Source organism: Vibrio sp. 10N.286.48.C11, assembly GCF_041469805.1.
Lineage (GTDB): Bacteria > Pseudomonadota > Gammaproteobacteria > Enterobacterales > Vibrionaceae > Vibrio > Vibrio crassostreae_C.
Genome location: NZ_JBFRLK010000059.1, coordinates 31433 through 53454, shown reverse-complemented (window position 1 = coordinate 53454; position 22022 = coordinate 31433). Strand labels below are relative to the sequence as shown.

Annotated in this window: 20 protein-coding genes; 8 read left to right on the top strand and 12 right to left on the bottom strand. The window is 45.3% G+C overall.

What is annotated here, in order from left to right; translation table 11 throughout:
- Window positions 1-432 precede the first annotated feature (432 nt).
- Window positions 433-2010, bottom strand: coding sequence for an EAL domain-containing protein (locus AB4209_RS16145; protein ID WP_102393748.1), 1578 nt, complete (start codon window positions 2008-2010; stop codon window positions 433-435).
- A gap of 354 nt (window positions 2011-2364) precedes the next feature.
- On the opposite strand from AB4209_RS16145, the gene AB4209_RS16140 reads away from it, so the two are divergent.
- A complete protein-coding gene (locus tag AB4209_RS16140) occupies window positions 2365-2775 on the top strand; it encodes a lysozyme inhibitor LprI family protein (RefSeq protein WP_102393749.1) in 411 nt (136 codons plus the stop codon).
- Between the two features lie 174 nt (window positions 2776-2949).
- Complete coding sequence (locus tag AB4209_RS16135) at window positions 2950-3741, top strand: carbon-nitrogen hydrolase family protein (protein ID WP_102393750.1); 792 nt, start codon at window positions 2950-2952, stop codon at window positions 3739-3741.
- A gap of 84 nt (window positions 3742-3825) precedes the next feature.
- Here AB4209_RS16135 and AB4209_RS16130 read toward each other — a convergent pair whose 3' ends face one another.
- The 7 genes from AB4209_RS16130 to AB4209_RS16100 all read right to left on the bottom strand — a co-directional run bounded on the left by AB4209_RS16130 (window position 3826) and on the right by AB4209_RS16100 (window position 10645).
- Window positions 3826-4827 (bottom strand): substrate-binding domain-containing protein, encoded by a 1002-nt coding sequence (locus tag AB4209_RS16130; protein ID WP_102393751.1) that lies wholly within the window; start codon window positions 4825-4827, stop codon window positions 3826-3828.
- Window positions 4828-4979: 152 nt separating this feature from the next.
- On the bottom strand, window positions 4980-5924 hold the full coding sequence (rbsK, locus tag AB4209_RS16125) for a ribokinase (RefSeq protein ID WP_017060857.1): 945 nt from the start codon (window positions 5922-5924) through the stop codon (window positions 4980-4982).
- A 191-nt stretch (window positions 5925-6115) separates the two neighbouring features.
- Window positions 6116-6994 (bottom strand): ribose ABC transporter substrate-binding protein RbsB, encoded by an 879-nt coding sequence (gene rbsB, locus AB4209_RS16120; RefSeq protein WP_017060856.1) that lies wholly within the window; start codon window positions 6992-6994, stop codon window positions 6116-6118.
- 127 nt (window positions 6995-7121) lie between these two features.
- Entirely contained in the window at window positions 7122-8108 is a 987-nt protein-coding gene (rbsC, locus tag AB4209_RS16115; protein WP_102393752.1) for a ribose ABC transporter permease, read from the bottom strand.
- Window positions 8105-9610 carry a ribose ABC transporter ATP-binding protein RbsA gene (rbsA, locus tag AB4209_RS16110; RefSeq protein ID WP_102393753.1) on the bottom strand — a complete coding sequence of 502 codons (1506 nt, stop codon included), beginning with the start codon at window positions 9608-9610 and terminating at the stop codon, window positions 8105-8107. Before rbsA ends, rbsC begins: the two co-directional genes overlap by 4 nt.
- Window positions 9611-9710: 100 nt before the next feature.
- Window positions 9711-10130, bottom strand: a complete 420-nt coding sequence (rbsD, locus tag AB4209_RS16105; RefSeq protein WP_017060853.1) for a D-ribose pyranase — start codon at window positions 10128-10130, stop codon at window positions 9711-9713.
- A gap of 200 nt (window positions 10131-10330) precedes the next feature.
- A complete protein-coding gene (locus AB4209_RS16100) occupies window positions 10331-10645 on the bottom strand; it encodes a winged helix-turn-helix domain-containing protein (RefSeq protein WP_102393754.1) in 315 nt (104 codons plus the stop codon).
- A gap of 85 nt (window positions 10646-10730) precedes the next feature.
- Here AB4209_RS16100 and AB4209_RS16095 point away from each other — a divergent pair, with 85 nt between their 5' ends.
- Complete coding sequence (locus AB4209_RS16095) at window positions 10731-11243, top strand: outer membrane beta-barrel protein (protein WP_240698121.1); 513 nt, start codon at window positions 10731-10733, stop codon at window positions 11241-11243.
- A gap of 115 nt (window positions 11244-11358) precedes the next feature.
- On the opposite strand, the gene AB4209_RS16090 is transcribed toward AB4209_RS16095, so the two are convergent.
- Window positions 11359-12402, bottom strand: a complete 1044-nt coding sequence (locus tag AB4209_RS16090) for an endonuclease/exonuclease/phosphatase family protein (RefSeq protein ID WP_102393755.1) — start codon at window positions 12400-12402, stop codon at window positions 11359-11361.
- Between the two features lie 336 nt (window positions 12403-12738).
- Between AB4209_RS16090 and AB4209_RS16085 the strand changes: the two genes are divergently transcribed.
- From AB4209_RS16085 to AB4209_RS16065, 5 genes are all read left to right on the top strand, one after another.
- Window positions 12739-14634, top strand: a complete 1896-nt coding sequence (locus AB4209_RS16085; RefSeq protein ID WP_017068488.1) for an extracellular solute-binding protein — start codon at window positions 12739-12741, stop codon at window positions 14632-14634.
- Between the two features lie 12 nt (window positions 14635-14646).
- Window positions 14647-15735 carry a microcin C ABC transporter permease YejB gene (locus AB4209_RS16080; protein WP_102393756.1) on the top strand — a complete coding sequence of 363 codons (1089 nt, stop codon included), beginning with the start codon at window positions 14647-14649 and terminating at the stop codon, window positions 15733-15735.
- Between the two features lie 31 nt (window positions 15736-15766).
- Window positions 15767-16789 (top strand): ABC transporter permease, encoded by a 1023-nt coding sequence (locus AB4209_RS16075; RefSeq protein ID WP_048608646.1) that lies wholly within the window; start codon window positions 15767-15769, stop codon window positions 16787-16789.
- Window positions 16790-16798: 9 nt separating this feature from the next.
- Complete coding sequence (gene yejF / locus AB4209_RS16070) at window positions 16799-18421, top strand: microcin C ABC transporter ATP-binding protein YejF (protein WP_102320979.1); 1623 nt, start codon at window positions 16799-16801, stop codon at window positions 18419-18421.
- A gap of 117 nt (window positions 18422-18538) precedes the next feature.
- A complete protein-coding gene (locus AB4209_RS16065) occupies window positions 18539-19075 on the top strand; it encodes an RNA-binding S4 domain-containing protein (RefSeq protein WP_017064730.1) in 537 nt (178 codons plus the stop codon).
- 184 nt (window positions 19076-19259) lie between these two features.
- On the opposite strand, the gene AB4209_RS16060 is transcribed toward AB4209_RS16065, so the two are convergent.
- From AB4209_RS16060 to atpG, 3 genes are read right to left on the bottom strand one after another with little or no spacing between them, the layout of a single operon-like run.
- Window positions 19260-19703 carry a F0F1 ATP synthase subunit epsilon gene (locus AB4209_RS16060; RefSeq protein WP_019820614.1) on the bottom strand — a complete coding sequence of 148 codons (444 nt, stop codon included), beginning with the start codon at window positions 19701-19703 and terminating at the stop codon, window positions 19260-19262.
- Window positions 19704-19717: 14 nt separating this feature from the next.
- A complete protein-coding gene (gene atpD / locus AB4209_RS16055) occupies window positions 19718-21103 on the bottom strand; it encodes a F0F1 ATP synthase subunit beta (protein WP_017060843.1) in 1386 nt (461 codons plus the stop codon).
- A gap of 44 nt (window positions 21104-21147) precedes the next feature.
- Window positions 21148-22017 (bottom strand): F0F1 ATP synthase subunit gamma, encoded by an 870-nt coding sequence (gene atpG / locus AB4209_RS16050; RefSeq protein ID WP_102393757.1) that lies wholly within the window; start codon window positions 22015-22017, stop codon window positions 21148-21150.
- Window positions 22018-22022 lie beyond the last annotated feature (5 nt).

Here is a 22022-nt window from a genome sequence, read left to right as displayed (position 1 = left end):
GTTTTCGCTATTCCGATCACCGATTTCGGAGTTAGGCTAAAAGTGATCGGATAATCGCGGAATCAGTGATCGGTTTAAACCGAAATGGGTGATCGGATAATCCCGAAATGACTGATCGGAATGCTCCGAAATATGCAACATGCTGCGTTGTGATGTGTTTGGTATTGTGTAGAGTGTATGTCTCACTGGGTCTTTGTTGATAAAAAAGACATTAACGAAAAGATTGATTGGAACAAAAATCACGCTGATAGCATGCTAGCGATTACGAGTAGTCATAAAACCAACCAAAACACGCGTCGATAATTTAAGTCACAAATATGGTAAAAGCCTGCCTGGGTGTAAGAGTGGGGAAACGTACCGTAAGCTAAAGTGACGCGTTGTACTAAGCATTATTCTGAACTGTATCTTCAGCGCTTATCCCATCGAACCTGTTTAAAGCTGCTCACATTTTGGTGTTGAAAAGGATGATTCCTCAACGTTATCGGACTCAAAATGCTGCTGCCTGAGTAAGCTGACAGTCAGGTTTATCGGCATCGGCTTATAAAAATAGAAGCCTTGGATATAGTCGACACCGAGCTTAGATAAGATTTTCACTTGGGATTCATACTCGACACCTTCGACGATGACTTGCATGCCTAAGGAGCGTGATAGTTGAAGCATGGACTCTAGCAAAGGGAGACCAAAGCTGGATTCGTCGGATATGTTTTTCACAAACACGCGATCGATTTTGAGAATGCTGAACGGGAACTGTCTTACGAAATCTAACCCTGCGTATCCTGTACCAAAATCATCAATCGCGACTCTGACGCCCCTGTTCGATAGCTTGGTTAGGTTGTCTCTAATTTTGACCATGTCGGCATCAGAACATTCACCATATTCGGTTACTTCAAAAACCACCTGCTTGAGGATCTCAGGGTGTCTTTTAAAGATGCTGATCACTTTGTTAGAGAAGTTACTGTTAGACACTACGTTGCGGCTGATGTTGACGCTGATGTACTTTGAGTCGAACACATCTTGATTGCTTTTCAACGTCATTAATACTTTGCGCAGCACGAAGTAGGTGAGCTCCTCAATTAAGCCTAAGCTTTCAGCAAGCGGAATGAAAATAGCCGGGGAGACGTTACCTTCAATTGGGTCGTTCCATCGTAATAGTGACTCACAGCCGACGATCTCATTGGTGTTTTGGTTAACGATAGGCTGCATGTGAACATGAAGGTGTTGGTTTTTTAGCGCACTTGAAAGCGAATATTCTAAGCTGCGTTGGCTCTGCTTTTTATGCTTGATGGAAAGGAGAATAATGGTGGTGATTCCGGCCATCAAAAAGCCAAACCATAAATAACTCAACATGAAGTGAAGATAAAACTGATACCCAATGTATGAGGTGATGGTCAATGGGTAGGTGTTTGATTGTATCCGCACCTTGGCGATTGATGAGTCAATATCGGTAGGGTGGATATCTCTTTTGATTACTTCAACTTTGGCCTGTATTCCATGGCTGCTCAGGTTTGTTTCAACAAGGTCATAGATGAAGTGTGGCGGAATCATCAGGCTCACTCCGGCATCTTCTTTGTTCGAGAAAATGAGCATGATGGACTGAACTTGCGTGATGGCCGAGTTGGAATACGACAGGGTTGTTAAATTCGGGTCGTCATTGAGTCGCTGCCTGATGGTGCTGTATAGGCGAAATGAAACGTCACCATCGGTGGTTGAACAGTAAAATCGGTTCTGTTTATTGAATACCGCTGCTTCTTTTACCCAATCGGCTTCAAAAACGTTTTGTCGAAGCTGTCTAACGATCGCGTCGCAAGACTGTTCAGGTCTAACTTCAGATAAAAAACGGTCGAACCTTGATTGGATCCTTTCTAACCTAGTTTCGACTAACCTTGATGTGTCTTCGGTTAATGTTTGGTAGTGATACGGTGTAAAAGGAATGAGCATTGCCATGGAAAAAAAGAAAGAGATGGCAAAGTAAAATGAAGTCTTGGCAATGTTTTGGTACTTGATATCCATAGTTGGAGAAGCGTTACCGATTTATGTGAGCATTCGATTTAATTTATAAAGTTAGCGTTTAGGTAGCAATATAAATAATTAATAGTGTGAATGCAGGCACGAATTATTGATATAAATAATATGTTTTCTAGTTTTACCAGCAAAATCTGAGCGTTATCTCATTTATTTGAGTTGGCGAGGCGTCATTTTTGATGATTTATGCGGATAACAAATGCTTATATCCTGATAAATTTTATTGTTATTTGCTCTGGCTGAATGAGCTGAATGAGCTGAATGAGCTAAATATTGAGCCACGTTTAAATAAATAAAGTCACGACACGATTCGTTTTGGTGGTGGCAGCATAAAGGATGATTATGACAAAACTGATATCGGCACTCATAGCGGTGTGCTTCTCATTCTCTGCGTTGGCCTACGAAGGTGTTGTAGATTGCGAGAATGCGATGAATACCATCGAGATCAATCACTGTGCGGCAATTGAGTTGGAATCTGCACAAGCGGAACTGGATAAATACCTTGCGGTCAGCTTTGAGCACAATGCTTACGATGCTGAGCTGGTGGCGTCAATTAAGAAGGCTCAGGAGAGCTGGCAGGCGTACATGACAGCACATTGTGACTCTGTGTACACCCAATGGCGTGAAGGTTCTATTCGAGGGGTTATGGCGCTTTCCTGCAAGACGACGTTAACCAAGCAGCGCACGCATGAGGTGTGGGTGAATTTCTTAACCTATATGGACAGCACGCCTCCCGTTTTACCAGAGCCTTAATTAGCGCCTTAGGCAGGTTTAAAATACGTACAGGACTGTGCACCTGCTTCAACCTTTGGCGGGCGAATAAGAAAGCGATAGGGGATTGCCTTACTCTTTCGTTCTTAGTTCTTAGTTCTTAGTCTCTAGCTTGAAGCATTACAGCTTGAAGTTTTACGTAGCAAGGATTCGATTTTGAATAATGTCAGTATCACGCTTATTCAGCTTGAAGTTGAATACAAAAACAAACAAAAGAATATAGATTCGGTCTCTGATCTTTTGCAAGCGGAGCCGTCAGTTGGCGATATTACTTTACTGCCTGAACTGTTCACTACTGGGTATATTTTTAATGAGGCTGAAGAAATTCATGAATTGGCTGAAGACTTCGCCGACAGCAGTACTATTGATTCATTAACTCAGCTTGCAGCGAAGCATGACACCTTGATTGTTGCAGGCATTGCCGAGAAAGATAGCGGCCAATATTACAACAGCGTCGTGGTTGTGGATGCTTCCGGTTTACGACACAAATATAGAAAAATCAGTCAAACCAAATTCGATAAGCAGTATTTCTCGAGAGGGGAGGAACGCCTCTCGTTTGAGCACAAAGGCTTAAAGTTTGGTGTCGCGATTTGCTTTGATATTTGGTTCCCGGAGATCATGAGAGGGTATCAGTCGGTCGACGTTATTCTTCACCCTGCCAACTTCGGTGGGCATCATAGTTTTGCCATTGCTCAAGCGAGAGCCTTGGAGGAAGGGTGTCACATGGTTACTTGTAATCGCGTCGGGCAAGATGTGGTTAATGCGTTTACCGCGACTTATTGTGGTGGAAGCCGAGCCTACTCACCCAAAGGGGAGTTAGTGACTAAACTTAACGACAAGCAATCGGTAGAAACCGTGAGTATTCAAGATCCCTCGATTGCGCCGCAATACAATGGCGTCGATGTGTTAGACGAAATACAGCAAATCGCATCTGTGTTGAATCGCTAAGAAGATAAGTGAAGTGCATTAGGAGCGAAAAGGGCAAGGTTTTTTAACCTTGCCCTTTGTTGTTTAGATCTCTAAGAAGGCGCTTTAAATGGCTTTTACGCTGCTTCGTTCAACAAGAGTAGGTTCAAGTTCAACGACTTGCGGATAAGCATCTGGAGTTTGTAATCTGCTCAAAAGCGTATCCACTGCGGTTTTACCTAAACGATGTTTTGGCTGGTGGACAGTGCTTAACGCGGGTGTCATGTACTTCGACAGGTGGATGTCATCGTAGCCAATGATAGACAGATCATTCGGAATCGATGTGCCATCTTGCGTCGCAGCGTGAATCACGCCCATCGCCATCATATCGTTACTGACGAACAAGGCAGACGGCATTTCGCCACGAGTTTTCAATGTCTGATAAGAGTCAAAACCACCGTCACATTCAAAGTTGGATTCAACAATCCACTTAGGGTTGATCTCTAAATTGGCTTCTTCCATTGCTTGCTTGAAGCCTTGATAACGAGACGAAGCTTGATTACGGTGCAGTGGGCCAGTGATACAACCAATTTGAGAATGACCGTTATCTATCAAGTGCTTAGTTGCCATGTAGCCACCTTGGTGCGAGTTGTCTTGGATCTTATCGCTCGCAAACAACATAGGGCCCCAATCCATGACTACAACAGGCAGTTCTGGGTAGCGCTCGAATACATCGATATGTTCGCCTTCAAGGGTAGAACACATTAGCATCAGGCCATCGACTCGCTTTTGCAGCAAGGTATCGATAGAGGATTTCATGCGTTCGCTATCGCCTTCGGTGTTACACAAGATAAGGTTGTAGCCTTTTTCGTAGCAACGACGTTCCACACCTTTTACCACTTCGCCAAAGAATGGGTTGGTGGATGTGGTCACTAGCATTCCCAAGGTTTTGGTTTGCTTCATTTTCAAGCTGCGAGCCAATGCAGAAGGCGCATAGTTGAGTTCTTTAGCCGCATTGTTAACACGCTCAGCAATCTCTTCACTGACAAAGCGTGATTTGTTGATCACGTGGCTCACGGTAGAAGTCGAAACCTTTGCGAGCCGTGCGATGTCTTTCATTGTTGCCATAAAAAATCCTTGTGGGAATAACCTTCCACGTTGGGCGATATTCTGCCTGAAAACAGGGGCTTATTCTTGTTATTTGTTGTTACCGAATTTGAAGGCTAACATCCGTTAACCACGGTTTAGCTCAGAAGTTAGGCCTTCAAATAGGTATCAAACTAAGCAGACAGTTGCTCTGCCAAAAACGCATCGGTTTCAGCACGGCTTGGAATCGACGTTTGAGCACCAAAGCGTGTCACAGAGATAGCAGCTGCAGCATGAGCAAATTTAATCGCACGCTCAAGTGGCATATCTTCAAGCAAGCCTGTCACCAACGCGCCGTTAAAGGTGTCACCTGCGGCAGTTGTATCTGTTGCTTCAACACGGAAACCTGCGATTAATTCACCTTCGCTGGCTTCATTGCCTTGACCGCGATGACTCACCCACACGCCTTTCGCGCCTAGCGTGATCATTACCGTCTCGATGCCTTTAGCATGCAGAGCCAACGCAGCCTGATGAGCAGACGCGTTGTCCGTCACGGTAATGCCTGTCAGCACTTCTGCTTCAGTTTCGTTCGGTGTAATCACGTCAACACAAGCAAGCAGTGAATCCGATAATGGACGAGCAGGAGCCGGGTTTAGAATGACTTGCGTGCCACTCTCTTTTGCTACTTTCGCAGCGTATTCAATGCCTTCAATTGGCGTTTCAAGCTGAGTCAGCAAGTATTCAGCGCCGCGAATCTTCTCTAGATGCGGCTCGATTTGATCGCAAGTCAGCTTGTCGTTCGCTTCCGCAGAAAGACAGATGCTGTTTTCACCCGTTGCGGATACTTGGATCATCGCGATGCCAGTTGGCGTGTTGTCTGCCACGATAACACCGTCGATGTTGATGCCGTCTTTAGCGAAGTCTTGACGAATGTTGATGCCGAATGGGTCGTCACCGACACAGGCGATGAAGCCGATATCTGCGTTTAATCGCGCAGCAGCGACTGCTTGGTTTGCGCCTTTACCGCCAGGGATGACCTGATAGTTACCGCCAATCAAGGTTTCACCCGGACGAGGGAACGAAGGAACTTGCAGTACGTGGTCAGCGTTAACGCTACCTAAAACAATCAGTTGAGTCATGATACGAGCCTTATGATATATCGTATTTGAAAATGCATGGGTCTTTCTCATGGTGTTAAGTGCGCTCTCTTTTGTGAGCGGAATGAGAAACAGCGATGCACTGTCGGGGTTTGCTTTTGTTTGAGTCAGCGAGCCAATCAAAGCAGGGAGATAGGGAACTCCCTGCTTTATATCGCGTTACCTAGTAACGATTACTTAGCGATGATTTTTAGAGGTACTGGTACGTACTCGTCTACTGTTTCGCCTTTCAGTACTTTGTCTGCCATTTCGATACCTAGAGAACCGATTAGGTCAGGTTGTTGTGCAACTGTAGCACCAAGTAGACCACGGTTAACTGCTGCGATGCCGTCGTCTGTGCCATCAAAGCCAACAATCATTACTTCTTTACCTGAAGCTTGAACGGCGCGAAGTGCACCTAGTGCCATTTCATCGTTCTGCGCGAATACTGCTTGTACATCTGGGTTAGCTGCAAGCAAGTTTTCCATTACGTTCAGACCTTTAGTACGGTCGAAATCAGCAGGTTGGCTTGCAAGAAGCTCAAGGTCGCTGCCGTTTACTGCATTCATGAAGCCTTCACCACGTTCACGAGCTGCAGAAGTACCAGCAATACCTTCAAGTTGGATTACTTTCGCTTTTTCGCCCACTTTTTCCATGATGAAGTGACCTGCCATTTCACCACCGATTACGTTATCAGAAGCGATGTGGCTTACTACGTCACCACGGCTTGCACCACGGTCTAGTGTTAGTACTGGGATGTTTGAACGGTTAGCCATGCGAATTGCGTTAGACACGGCGTCTGAATCTGTTGGGTTGATCAGGATTGCCTTAACACCACGAATGGTTAGATCTTCAATGTTCGACAGCTCTTTGCTTGGGTCGTTTTGAGAATCCAGAACGATAAGCTTGTAGCCTAGCTCTTCAGCTTTCGCTTCTGCGCCATCTTTCATGGTTACAAAGAATGGGTTGTTCAATGTAGACAGAACGATTGCCATTGTATCTTGCGCCTGTGCAGACACAGATACTGTTGTAGAAAGAAGAGCAGCAGAAATAAGAGTCGCTAATTTTTTCATGGTGTAAGTCCTTTGTGTAGGGGGAGCTAAGAGGTGAGTCCTAGCTCGTTGTTACATTATTTATAGATTCTAATATTTTGAGGTAAAACAGGGTGTTACTTGTATTAACCTAGAGTGTGAATAGGTTTTATTTGTTTTTGTTGTCGACCAATACTGCCAGAAGAATAACCACTGCTTTTGCAATCATCTGGTAGTAAGAAGATACGTCTAGTAGGTTTAGGGCGTTGTTTAGGAAGCCGATAATCAGAGCACCAATCAATGTGCCCATGATACGGCCACGACCGCCAGCTAAGCTTGTCCCGCCAAGAACTACGGCTGCGATAGCGTCTAGCTCATAACCCATACCTGCGGTTGGTTGAGCAGATGACAAACGCGATGCCACGATGATGCCTGCCACTGCAGCTAGCAGACCACAGATTGTGTAAACACCGATTTTTACTTTGTCTACGTCGATGCCTGATAGGCGAGTTGCTGATTCGTTGCCACCCAGTGCGTAAACGTAGCGACCAAAGCGTGTGTGGTTAAGTAGGTACCATACTGCTGCGAATACCACGACCATGATCCATACTGGAACCGGTACACCCATTGCGTAGCCAGTACCGAACCAAGCGAATGCGTCTGCTGTGTCTGTGAAGCCTGTTGAAATAGGACGACCATCTGTGTAAACCATGGTTACGCCGCGAAGTAGTGTCATGGTGACAAGCGTTGCGATGAAGGCTTGAACCTTACCCTTAGCGATAATCACACCACTAATCGCACCTAATGCTGCACCTGCTACAAGAGCGGTTGGTACTGCGATCATCACAGGGATTTCCATGCCAATCATGCTGGCTGCGAACGCACCACAAAGCGCCAGTACAGAACCAACACTCAAGTCGATACCCGCGGTTAAGATAACCAGCGTCATACCTACAGCGATAATTGCGTTAACCGAGGTTTGGCGCAGAATGTTTAGGATGTTGTCGACAGTAAAGAAGTTCGGGTTTAAGAAAGAAACGACAACAATCAGGAAGAGCAAAGCAATCAATGACTTTTGATCAATCAGCCACTCTTTGCTGATTAACGGTTTTTTCTTTGGAGCTTCAGTTGTTTTGCTCATGGTTTTAGTACTCATGCTGCGTCCTCGTTGATCTTTTTACCGACCGCACACGCCAGTAATAATTCTTGGTTTGCTTCTTTAGCATCAAATTCACCGCTTACACGGCCTTCATGCATCACCATGATGCGGTCACTCATTCCTAACACTTCTGGCATTTCAGATGAGACTAAAATGATGCTCATGCCGTCGGCTTTAAATTTATTAATGAGTTGGTAAATCTCTTTCTTAGCACCGACATCGACACCGCGCGTTGGCTCGTCGAGAATCAGTACTTTTGGTTTGGTCATCAAGCCCTTAGCGATAGCCACTTTCTGTTGGTTACCACCAGAAAGGTTGCCAATAATCTGTTCGCGCGTCGGGGTTTTGATGTTGAATAGCTTGATGAAGTCATCTACTGCAATCACTTCGTCTTTATGTTGGATTTGACCGCTCTTTGTTAGTAGGTCAAGTGAACATAACGACATGTTTTCTTTAACAGAAAGCCCTAGAACTAAGCCATCGCCTTTACGGTCTTCAGAGATGTAAGCAATGCCATTCGCCAAGCCATCTTTCGGGCTTACAGGGTTGATGGTTTTGTTTTCTAGGTTGATGACGCCGCGTTCACTTGGAAGGGCACCGTAAATCACTTTCATCAGTTCGGTACGACCTGCACCCATTAGGCCAGATACACCAAGGATCTCACCGCACTTTAGAGTAAAGCTCACGTCATGAACACCAGAACCCGTCAGGCCAATCACTTCAAGACAAGTTTCACCATGGCTCTGGCCGATACGTGGATATTGTTCGTCTAACTTACGACCAACCATCATTTCGATTAGGCCATCTTCGTCGGTGTCTTTTACTTCACACTGACCAATGAACTTACCGTCACGCAGCACGGTGATGTCATCACAAATCTCGAAGATCTCTTTCAAACGGTGAGAGATGTAAACAATGCCACAGCCTTCATCGCGCAATTCGTTAATCACCTTAAACAGAGATTCAGTTTCGGTATCGGTTAGCGCATCGGTTGGTTCATCCATGATGATGACTTTAGATTCAAACGATAGGGCTTTCGCAATCTCTACCATTTGCTGCTCACCAAGGCTCAACTGACCTAGAGGCGTTTTCGAGCTGTGTTTCACGTTAAGGCGTTTAAGTAGCTTGTCTGCTTCTTGGTACATCTCGTTCCACAAGATGCGACCCATGGTGCCCGTGATTTCACGACCTAAGAAGATGTTCTCGGCGATGGTTAACTCAGGAATTAGGTTCAGTTCTTGGTGAATGATACTAATGCCTGCTTGTTGAGAATCACGTGGCCCTTTAAATGCAGCAGGTTTTCCTTGGTAGGCGATAGTGCCGCCGTCCAAGTGATAAATACCTGTCAGCACTTTCATGAGCGTTGATTTACCTGCACCGTTTTCACCCATTAACGCCATTACGCGTCCTGGATAAACGTTGAGGCTTGCCTTATCCAGTGCTTTAACACCAGGGAAGGCTTTCTCAATTGAGTTAAGTTCTAAAATGGCTTGAGTCATGTCGGTTCCTTTACTCGGGGCCAGTTGTATTTGATTATTCTGTCTATGTATTGTTTTTGGTTCAGTGATGACACTGAGCTGTCGTTGCGTTTTGCTTGAGCTAAAAGGTTACGCCAGCTTGGAAAATAACATTTGCGTATGGTGTGCATTCACCGGTGCGAATCACTGCACGGCTTTCATGCGTTCGCTGTTTGAATTCTTCATGAGTGATGTAAGTAATAGAAAGCGATTTGCCACAACGTGCTTCTTCTGTCTTGATTAAATCAATCAGCGCTGCGTGGTGCTCTGGGCTTACTTTCGCAAACTCTTCTGCAATCACAACGCCTTCGATTTGAGATTCATCCAGCATGGTTTTTACCGTTTGCTGAAAGCTTGGGACACCGTGAGTCAAAGCAAGATCAATACGAGTTACGTGGTCTGGAATCGGCAGGCCCGCGTCACAAATCGTGATTTCATCTGTGTGGCCAAGAGTCGCCACTAGGTAAGAGAGTTCAGAGTTTATTAAAGTACTTTTTTTCATATCACGACCTATCGAAAAATAACGCTTGATGGGTTGAGAACAACTCAAGAAAAGCCATCGAAACGTTTCGATAGTGATAATAGTGTCTGATTTATCATTTGCACGTTTGATTGTTTTAGAGTGTGATAATGATCATCGAAACGTTTCGATGGGGCGTTTTTTGGTGATCTTAGTCACCGCCATTGATTGCATAAATCCTTTTACGTGGGTTCAATCGATAGCGCATATCCGAACTTACTAATGGTAATGATCTGGACGTTGGATGCTCTTAATCGCGCGAACACATTGCGTAGGTTATAGACTACGTTTGCAAGAACATGTGGTGACGAGAGTTGTCCGTCCCAACACACATCAACAATATGCCCTCTTGAAATCGGTCTTCCCACATTTTCCAATAACAAGCAGAGCACTGCTAATAGGCGAGGGCGCAAAGTGATTTTGTTTCCTTGCTGGTTGGTAATCGTTCGAGCGTCGATATCAATGATTAAGCCGTTGAAGTCTATTGTGTGGTTCATCGTGTTTTCTGTTCGTCTTATTCTAAATTGTGGAGATTGAGCAAATTGGCCTGCTGTTGGAGCGGGTAATTATTTAAGTGTGCTAATGGTCGAAGTGGGCGGGTTAACTGACACGATCAGTGAGCCTATTACTTTTAAAGCCGAAGACAATACTTACCGATTAATTGCTGGTTACAAATTTAACCGCATTGTTTCGGTTGAAGCTCAATACACAGATTTTGGTGATATCGCCCTGAAAACGAAATCTGGTAATAAGGTTTTCACTTGGACACCTCAAATCTTTTCGGTAACGGCGAACCTCGGTTACACGTTTGATAATGGCATTCGTCCATTTGGCACTATCGGTCTGTCGACTATTGATCTAGACATGAAGCTTGCTGATGGCTCTCGCCCTTCAGGAGATGGTTTTGATGATTCGGGAGATGGCATCCGTATGGGTGTTGGTGTTGGATATACGCCACCTACAATGTCTTCGTTGAGCTTTCGCTTAGCGTACGAAGCCGATGCTTTTGATATCGAAGATTACGAAAACGGACACAAGACAGAAGATACTGTTGTTCTGGATTCTTTCTACTTAGGCGCAATGTACACATTCTAAGTTTCATACTTTGCTAAACGGTAAATCGGTTTCTAAATGGGGCGTCGGTTAGCTCAACCCGTTTAGCTAAAGTGGAAGGCCGCAGTTTTTGACTGCGGCTTTTTTATGTTTAACTCTAGGCTTCACGAATATGAGCGGTGACAGACACGATGGCATGGTCGGTACTGAATTGGTCGTGTTCAAAACTAGGATTAATCAGGTGATGGTCTAACACTGTGTAGCTAGAGATCTCCATTAAGCTTGAAGAGTTCTGACAATCAAACTCGTTCGACATCAAAATGTAGTCCAGTACAGATCCAGAAGCGCCGTAGTAATGGGTTAGCTTTCGCTGTTCAAGCAAGTCTTCTTCATGCAGTTGATGGTAAAGATCCCAGCTGTCTTTCAAGCGAAAGTGGGATAGCCAATGCTTGCTGTTTTCGTCTCGGTTGATTGAGTAATTCAACAGCCCTTTAAACTCATCATTAAACAGTGGCTTATTAAAGTCACCCATCAACACAACAGGTTGCTCGGTTTGGTAGCGTTGGTTGGTGATGTATTGATGCAGCATCTGAGCTTCTAGACCGCGTTGGACACTTGATAGCCAAGAGCCAAGCTGTTCTTGGTGAAAACGAGTGAGCGTGTCACTTTGTGGTTTTGCACCTTGCTGAGTGTTGTCCGCATCGACAGATTCTGCTTTTGGCTCTGTCGGACGTTGTGATTTGAAGTGCACCACATAACAGTCGGTTGAACCTAAATGGGGTAACGTAATCGTCGCGTGAACAGGCGTTCTGTTGAATGAGAATTTGTCGTCAAGGTTGAATGCTTTCAGTAACTTCGAATCTGGCGTAACAGGCTGCACGTTTTCAATCGGGTAACGGGAAGCGATCCCAACGACTGGTGAGGTGTATAGGTAATCATCTTCAACGTTGGCGCTATCGACCACTGCAAAGTATGGATAACCTAGCTCGTTCATCAATAGCTCTAAAGATTGCGGGCTAAATATCTCTTGGAAGCCAATCACATCGCAATCTAATGAGCGAATCGCTTCAGCCATCCAATGTTGCTTCTTCTGCCATTCTTCGAAGCTGTAGATGTTCTCAAAATCATAATAAGCATTCGGTGGCTCGAGATAGTTCAGAAGGTTGAACGTTGCGAATGTTATTTGGTTTGGTTTGTTCAAAGTGTCATTCCATTTAGACCTAGGCTGCAAGGATACTCCAGTAAAAGTATAGTTTGTTGATTATTTAGAGCCTAAATTTCACTTTAGAAGCCAACCAAAGGAATCTTAGCCGTTGAGGCTTGTGTCATTCAGGCTAAGCAATCAAAGCTCACTGCATCCAATAACTTCGAGCGGTGACGAGTAATTTGTAAATAAACCGTCAGAGATAGAGTGCTGATGGTTTTATTAGTTATTACATGATGTTAGATTTGAACCTATACTTGATTTAACGGCATGCATTCAAAGCCGATAAATCAACTTGAATATAGAATTCATGACATTTGAAGGGAGAGTCAAATGGGAACAGTTTTTCGACGCAAAGCCTCGCAACGCACTCAGTTTTTCAGGTTTAATTTGAAGTCATGTGCAATCATGTTGCCGCTTATTGCTTTACAACCCTCCGTTACTTACGCTTCTGAAACCCAATCAACTCCTGCTGTCACCGTTATTGAAACCACACAACTGGTTGGTTTTGGTGAAGCAAAATATCCAGCCGATTTCACTCACTTCGATTACGTTAATCCTGATGCGCCAAAGCAGGGCAAAGTGACCTATGGCAGCATAGGTACGTACGATAGCTTTAATCGATTCGGTTCCCGCGGCGTTGCTGCAAGTTATACCGGAGAGATTTACGATACCTTGATGTTTTCTCCGAGTGACGAGATTGATGCGTACTATCCATTGATCGCTTCAAAGGTTCGCTACTCCAGTGATTTCACTTGGATGGAAATCGACATCAACCCAAATGCTAAATTCCAAGATGGCGAGCCTATCACTGCGCATGATGTTGCCTTTACTTTTGACAAGTTCTCAACCGAGGGCGTGCCTCAGTACCGTGTGTATTACAAAGAGATTAAGTCAGTAAAAGCGGTCTCTGATTTGGTTGTTCGTATTGAAATGAACAGTCCAAACCGCGAAAAACTGTTTAGCTTCGCGCAAAGCACTCGTGTATTGCCGAAACATTTCTGGAAAGACAGAAAGCTGTCTGAGCCTCTAAGTGAGCCACCAGTCGGTAGTGGTCCTTATAAGATCATCAGCTACAAATCAGGCCAAAGTGTTACCTATGGTCTAGATGAAAACTACTGGGCAGCAGACCTACCAGTTAACGTTGGCCGCAATAACTTCAAGCAGGTGCAATACGATTACTACCGTGACGACACGGTAATGTTGGAAGCGTTCAAAGCAGGGGAGTTCGATCTTCGAACCGAGAATTCGGCTAAGTTCTGGGCTAACTCTTATACGGGCGCGAACTTCGATAAAGGCTACATCATTAAAGAAGAGATCAACCACGAGAAGCCTGAAACGACTCAAGGTTTCGTCTTCAACATTCAATCACCTGTGTTCTCGGATCCTAAAGTGCGTGAAGCGTTAACCTATGCGATGGACTTTGAGTGGATGAACAAGAACATGTTCTATGGTCAGTACAAGCGTACTCGTAGCTACTTCCAAAATACCGACTACGAAGCGAAAGGCTTACCAAGCGAAGCTGAAGTCGAGTTGTTGTCTCAATACAAAGATCAGATTCCACCGCGAGTTTTCACCGAAGAATTCCAACCACCCGTCACCGATGGTAGCGGTCGTATTCGTAGCCAAATGCGCACGGCTTTCAAACTATTGAAAGAAGCGGGTTGGGTGCTGAAAGACAAAGTCATGACCAACGAAAAGACTGGCAAGCCGATGTCATTTGAGTTGTTGATTTACAGCCCAACCACGGAACGTATCGCAACGCCGGTTCAAAAGAACCTTAAGCGCATGGGTATTGAGATGAAGATCCGTACCATCGATACCACTCAATACATCAAGCGCTTGCGTGATCGTGATTTCGACATGGTTTCGTCGTCATTTTCCGCAAACCCTTATCCTAGCCCGAACTTAATGATCGTTTGGAACTCTAACTACATTGATTCTACTTACAATACTGCAGGTGTTATCGATCCAGTGGTTGACGCGTTAACAGAAGAAATTGCGCGTAACCAACAGCACCCTGAAAAGCTTCTTACACTAGGTCGTTCACTAGACCGAGTATTGCAGTGGAATTTCTACAACATCCCGCAATGGCACGTTGGCGAGTATCGCGTAGCAATGTGGGACAAGTTTGAGCGTCCAGATGTATTGCCTAAATACGATTTAGGTATCGATACATGGTGGATTTCAGAAGAGAAGGCGGCTTTGCTTCCTGAAAAACGTCGCTAGGAGTTAGTTAGCATGGCCGCGTATATATTTCGACGTTTATTGTTGGTGATCCCCACGCTGTGGGCGATCATCACCATCAACTTTTTCATCATCCAGATAGCGCCTGGTGGCCCGGTAGAGCAAGCCGTTGCTCAATTAGAAGGGCACAACTCTGGCATCATGGAGCGCTTTTCTGGTGGTGGACAAGAAGTTGATTTAAGCGAAAGTGACCAAGCGTCTGCCAGTGGCTATAAAGGCTCTCGTGGGCTTGATCCAGAAGTGGTTGAAGAGATCAAAAAGCAGTTTGGTTTTGATAAGCCGATTCATGTTCGCTACTTCGACATGTTGAAAAATTACGCGAGCTTTAACTTCGGTGAAAGCCTGTTTAAAGGCGGCAATGTTATTGATTTGATCATCGAGCGACTGCCTGTTTCCATCTCCTTGGGGTTATGGAGTACGTTAATCATCTACGTGATCTCGATACCCTTAGGCATTATGAAGGCGATACATCACGGCTCTCGCTTTGATATTTGGTCGAGCGCGGTGGTGATTGTCGGCTACGCGGTGCCGGGCTTCTTGTTTGCGATTATTCTGATTATCTTGTTTGCAAGCGGTAACTACTTCAGTTGGTTCCCATTGCGAGGGCTTGTGTCGAGTAACTTCGACCAGCTCAACTGGTATCAGCAAATTGGCGACTACTTCTGGCACTTGGCGTTGCCCATTTTCGCCATGGTTATCGGTGGATTCGCCACGCTCAGCATGCTGACCAAAAACTCCTTCCTTGATGAAATCAATAAGCAATATGTAGTGACTGCGAGAGCGAAAGGCTTGGACGAGAGCAGTATTCTTTATAAGCACGTTTTCCGTAACGCCATGCTGATCATTATTGCGGGTTTCCCAAGCGCATTTATTAGTATTTTCTTCACGGGTTCTATGTTGATTGAAGTGATGTTTTCACTCGAAGGAATTGGTCTGCTTGGCTTTGAATCAACCATTCAACGTGACTATCCCGTGGTGTTCAGCTCTCTCTATATCATGACCTTGCTTGGCTTGGTGCTGAGCATTATCTCCGACCTGACGTATACCTGGGTTGATCCTCGAATTGATTTTGAAGCGCGTTAATGGCGAACGAATAACAAGGTATTGATAATAAATGTTTAACAACCCTTTAGCTGAAGCTCGTTGGTTACGTTTTAAAGCAAATAAGCGTGGTTTTATCTCCCTTTGGATATTTACCATCTTGTTTGGCTTGAGCCTGTTCGCTGAAATCATCGCGAACGATAAGCCATTATTGGTTTCTTATGACAATCAATGGTTTGTGCCTGTCATTAATGAGTATGCTGAGACCGAATTTGGCGGCGAGTTTGAAACCGAAGCGGATTACAAAGACCCGTATGTTATCGAACTCATTGAAGACAGCGGTTACATCGTGTGGCCAATCATTCCGTTTAGCTACGACACGATAAACTTCGATATTTCAGGTGCGGTGCCATCGGAGCCCGATTCGGTGAACTGGTTAGGGACTGATGATAAGGGGCGAGATGTATTAGCTCGTATCATTTATGGCTTCCGTATTTCCGTTCTATTTGGTTTTATTCTGACCATTGTATCGAGCGTGATTGGTGTCGTGGTTGGCGCAACACAAGGCTACTACGGTGGCTGGGTTGATCTATTCGGACAACGCTTCATTGAAGTCTGGTCTGGTATGCCGACCCTGTTCTTGCTGATTATTTTGTCGAGTTTTATTGAGCCGAATTTCTGGTGGTTGCTCGGGATTATGGTGCTGTTTAGTTGGATGAGTTTAGTCGGCATCGTGCGAGCGGAATTTTTACGCTGCCGAAACTTCGATTATGTGCGAGCCGCGCAAGCCATGGGTGTTGATGACAAACGTATTATGCTTCGTCACATGTTACCTAACGCGATGGTTGCATCGTTAACCATGATGCCGTTTATTCTTTCAGGCTCGGTGACCACACTGACTTCGTTAGACTTCTTGGGCTTTGGTCTTCCTGCGGGTTCGCCTTCGTTAGGCGAGTTGTTGGCGCAAGGTAAAGCTAACTTACAAGCGCCTTGGCTTGGCATTTCTGCCTTCGTCGTGCTTTCACTGATGCTTACGTTACTGGTCTTCGTTGGTGAAGCGGTGCGTGATGCTTTCGACCCGCATCAACAGAAGTAAGGATAGGTTATGACTTCAAATACAACGCCTGCTTCTCCGGTTTTGACCATAGATAAACTGTCTGTCGGTTTCGGGCGAAAAAACTCGATAGAGCAAGTGACACAAGATGTCTCTTTAGAAATATACAAAGGTGAGACATTAGCGCTGGTGGGTGAGAGTGGTTCCGGAAAATCGGTCACGGCTAACTCGATTTTAAAGCTGTTACCAAAAGGCTCGTCTCATTACTTAAACGGTAAGATCAATTTCTCTGGCACCGATATTCTGAGTTGTTCTGAAAGACAGCTACGTGGGATTCGTGGTGGTCGTATTGGAATGATCTTCCAAGAGCCTATGGTTTCCCTAAATCCGCTTCATCGAATTGGAAAACAGCTTGTTGAAACCTTAGCAATTCATCGTGGTATGCGAACCAACAAAGCGCAAGCCTTAGCGATAGAATGGCTATCCAAGGTTGGCATTCGCTATCCTGAGCAAAAGATTTCAGCCTATCCGCACGAGCTATCTGGTGGAGAACGCCAGCGCGTGATGATCGCGATGGCACTGATCAATGAACCAGAGCTGCTTATTGCTGATGAGCCGACAACGGCTTTGGATGTATCGGTGCAAGCGCAGATCCTCGACCTTCTAAAAGACCTGCAGCAAGAGCTGGGTATGGCAATGCTTTTCATTACTCATGACTTGAGTATCGTTCGTAAGATTGCCGACAGAGTAGCAGTAATGAAAGATGGTCGCTTGGTCGAAAGTAACGACTGTCATACCCTGTTTAACGCGCCTGCTCACCCTTACACTCAAAAACTTATTAACTCTGATCCGAAAGGTTTGCCCGTTCCTGTGTCACCCGAAAGCAAACCGCTACTCGATGTAAATCAACTTCGTGTTTGGTTCCCGATCACGGGCGGTTTATTCAAGCGCACCATTTCTCATGTTAAAGCTGTGACCGACATGGAGTTCACTTTGAAGAAAGGGCACTCAATCGGTTTGGTTGGCGAAAGTGGTTCTGGTAAATCGACGACCGGTATGGCGATACTTAAGCTGGTAGATAGTGAAGGGTCAATCACCTACTCGAGTGAACAGCTTCAAGGTTTAGATCGAAAACAGATGCTTCCGTTTAGAAGCCGTATGCAAGTAGTCTTTCAAGACCCGTTTTCTGCGCTAAACCCGAGAATGTCGGTCGCTCAGGTGATTGGCGAAGGTTTGTTAGTGCATCAACAATTGGATGAGCACGAACTCGACCAACGCATCTGTGACGTAATGAAAGAGGTTGACCTCGATCCTGAAACGCGTCACCGTTACCCAAATGAGTTTTCTGGCGGTCAAAGGCAGCGTATTGCGATTGCTCGTGCTTTGATTTTAAAGCCAGAGTTTATCCTGCTCGATGAACCAACATCGTCATTGGACAGAACCGTTCAAGCTCAAGTATTGGATTTGCTGAAGTCACTTCAAGAAAAGTATGGCCTGACCTATTTGTTTATCAGTCATGATCTGAATGTCGTGAAATCCTTGTGTCATTACACCATCGTCATGAAAGCTGGAGAGGTAATAGAGAAGGGCGACACTGAGACTTTGTTTGGTAATCCGCAGCATGAATATACTAAGCAGTTGGTGAGTCTTTCGAATGTTGGTGGTGTTTTATAACGCAGAGGGTTTGTTTAAAACAAATGGGCTATGGTTGAATTCAACATGGTCATTTCGTTGTTTTAAGATTACACTGCGCCCAATATTTCAGAAGTACATATTTAGGTAGAGGTCACCATGGACCAAGAACATTACGAAGACGCTGATTACGAAGGACAAGAGCTGGGCGAAGAAGGCGAAGAGATTGAAATTGAAGCAATTGGTATTGATGTTTCATCACAGCCAATCGAGCTCTACAAAGTGTTTAAAATTGCTAACCTAGTGAGTGGTGGCGGTGAAGCTAAGCACATCATCTCTGAAGGCTACGTAGCGGTAAATGGTGAGCTAGAAACCCGTAAGCGTCGTAAAATGTACGATGGCGACTTCTTTGAATTCAACCAAGAATACTATGTAGTGGTGTGTGATCAGCCAGTACAAGAAGAATCAGAAAAGCCGAAAAAGAAAGAAACGCCTAAAAAAGAGAACAAGGCGAAGAAAGGTCAGTCTAAAAAGGATTCTAAGAAGAAGGAATCTAAGAAAAGCAAAGCAGAAATGCTAAGCGCAAAGGCTGAACCAAAGAAAGAGAAAAAAGAGAAGAAACCGAAAAAGAAAGCGGATACGCCAAAGCCAACACGTGATGACAAAAGCGGCCGTAATTCGATTGAGTTCTTCTAAACTACAGTTCTAAACGACGGCTCTAAACTTCTTTTCTAAAACGAATCTTTTAAAACTATTCGTTTGAACATCAAGCAACGTTAGACCTAGGTTTTGCGTTAAGCAGATAGTAAAAGGCTCACTATTCAGTGAGCCTTTTTTGTATTTGTTTGCTAGCACAGCTAACGGCAAATAACGCTTCTTCTCAGTGACGAGTGCGAGAAGATGTCAATTCTGATGCACGTAACTGAGCAACGGCTTTCGCTAGTTCTAGCTGAGCTTGTGCAAAGTTAATGTCTATGTTGCCCTTGTTGATGTTCTCTAGAGCGGCATATTTCGCTTCTTCTGCGCGAGCGCGGTCAATGTCTTTACCATGCAAGGCCGTGTCGGCTAATAACGTAACCACATCCGGCTGAACTTCCAGCATCCCACCAGAGACATACAGCACTTGGCCTTCTGATTTAGGGTCTGTAACGAACACGGTTACGCCCGGTTTGATCTTACTGAGAAGCGGGGAGTGACCGGGGCGGATCCCCAGTTCACCGTCAGCGCCAGAAACGGCTAGGGCATACGCTGGACCTGAAAACAGCGTACCTTCCGCACTTACAATATTAAGTTGAAATGTATTATCTGTAATTCCGATAGCCATGGTGCACCTGCCTCTTAGAGTGATTTTGCTTTGTTAAGCACTTCGTCGATAGAGCCACAGTACAAGAACGCTTGCTCTGGGATATCGTCATATTCACCGCTCAATAGACCTTTAAAGCCTCTTAGTGTTTCGCTTAGCGGTACAAAGACACCTTTCTGACCGGTAAACACTTCGGCTACGTGGTAAGGCTGCGTTAAGAAACGTTCAATCTTACGAGCGCGAGATACGGTCTGTTTGTCTTCAGTAGACAGCTCATCCATACCAAGAATCGCGATGATGTCTTTTAGCTCTTTGTAGCGTTGCAGCGTTGTTTGTACTTTTTGTGCAATGTCGTAGTGCTCTTGGCCTACGATCAGCGGATCTAACTGACGTGACGTTGAATCTAACGGGTCAATCGCAGGGTATAGACCCAGTGCCGCGATGTTACGAGACAGTACAACGGTCGCATCTAAGTGAGCAAAGGTTGTTGCTGGCGATGGGTCAGTCAAGTCATCCGCAGGTACGTATACTGCTTGGATAGAGGTGATAGAGCCTTGTTTTGTTGACGTGATACGCTCTTGAAGTACGCCCATCTCTTCAGCCAGTGTTGGTTGGTAACCTACTGCTGAAGGCATACGACCTAGCAGAGCTGATACTTCTGTTCCCGCAAGCGTGTAACGGTAAATGTTATCAATGAACAACAGTACGTCACGACCTTCATCACGGAAGCGCTCAGCCATAGTTAGGCCTGTAAGTGCTACACGTAGACGGTTTCCCGGTGGCTCGTTCATTTGACCGTAAACCATGGCTACTTTGTCTAGTACACCTGCTTCTTTCATCTCGTAGTAGAAGTCGTTACCTTCACGAGTACGCTCACCTACACCGGTAAACACAGAAAGACCTGAGTGGGCTTTGGCGATGTTGTTGATAAGCTCCATCATGTTGACGGTTTTACCTACACCAGCACCACCGAACAGACCAATTTTACCACCCTTAGCGAATGGACAGATAAGGTCGATAACCTTAACGCCTGTTTCTAGAAGCTCAGTGCTGTTTGCTTGTTCTTCATAAGAAGGGGCTTCACGGTGAATCTCGTAGTTTTCTTTCTGACCGATTTCACCACACTCATCGATAGGTTGACCAAGCACGTTCATGATACGGCCTAGCGTTTCTTCGCCGACAGGAACCGTGATTGGAGAGCCTGTGTTTTCAACCGTTAGGCCACGACGTAAGCCATCTGACGTACCCATTGCAATACAACGAACGATATTGCTACCCAGTTGTTGTTGTACTTCCAATACTAACGAGCTTGCTTCGTCGCTAGTCACTTTCAATGCATCATAAACGCGTGGGCTGTTGCCGCCGCTGAACTCGACGTCAACCACCGCGCCGATTACTTTAACTATTTTTCCAACACTCATTCTTAAATCCTCAAATTCTGTTCTTGACCCAGTCTTTTCTAGCCCTAGACAGCTTGGGCACCTGAGACTATTTCACTCAGCTCTTGGGTAATGGCAGCCTGACGCGCCTTGTTGTAGACCAACTGCAAGTCATCAATGAGTTGGCCTGCGTTATCAGTCGCCGCTTTCATAGCGACCATTCGGGCTGCTTGCTCACAGGCAATGCTCTCAACAATGCCTTGATACACTTGCGATTCGATGTATCGATGTAACAGTTCTGAGAGTATGTCTTTGGGTGCTTGCTCATAGATGTAGTCCCAACGACGCGCTTTTTTAGGCTCACCACCTTCCTCAGAATCCGAAGGGTGGGGGAGCAACTGCAAGGTCGTTGGCGCTTGAACCATGGTGTTGACGAACTGGTTGTAAACGAGATACAAGCTATCGATTTTACCTTCGTTGTAATGCCCGAGCATCGCATTCACCGTACCTAAGATGTCTTCTAACTTAGGTGTATCGCCAAGACCTGACGTTTGTGCAATAACGTTGCCGCCGCGTTGGAAGAACGAGATAGCCTTAGATCCCACTAAGGTTGTTTCTACCTCGACTCCCTTGGTGCGCCATTGCTCCATTTCTTCTAACACTTTCTTGAACAAGTTTGAGTTCAAGCCACCACACAAGCCGCGATCGGACGAGATAATGATGTAAGCGACACGCTTAGGTTCACGCTGTTGCAGGTAAGGGTGCTGGTACTCCAGGGAACCCGATGCAACATGAGAGATAACTTTTCGCATGTTCTCGGCGTAGGGGCGAGTTAGCGTCATGTTGTCTTGAACCTTGCGCATCTTACTTGCTGCAACCATTTCCATTGCGCTAGTGATTTTCTGAGTGTTACTAACACTGGCTATCTTGGTGCGAATTTCTTTAGTACTTGCCATAATCT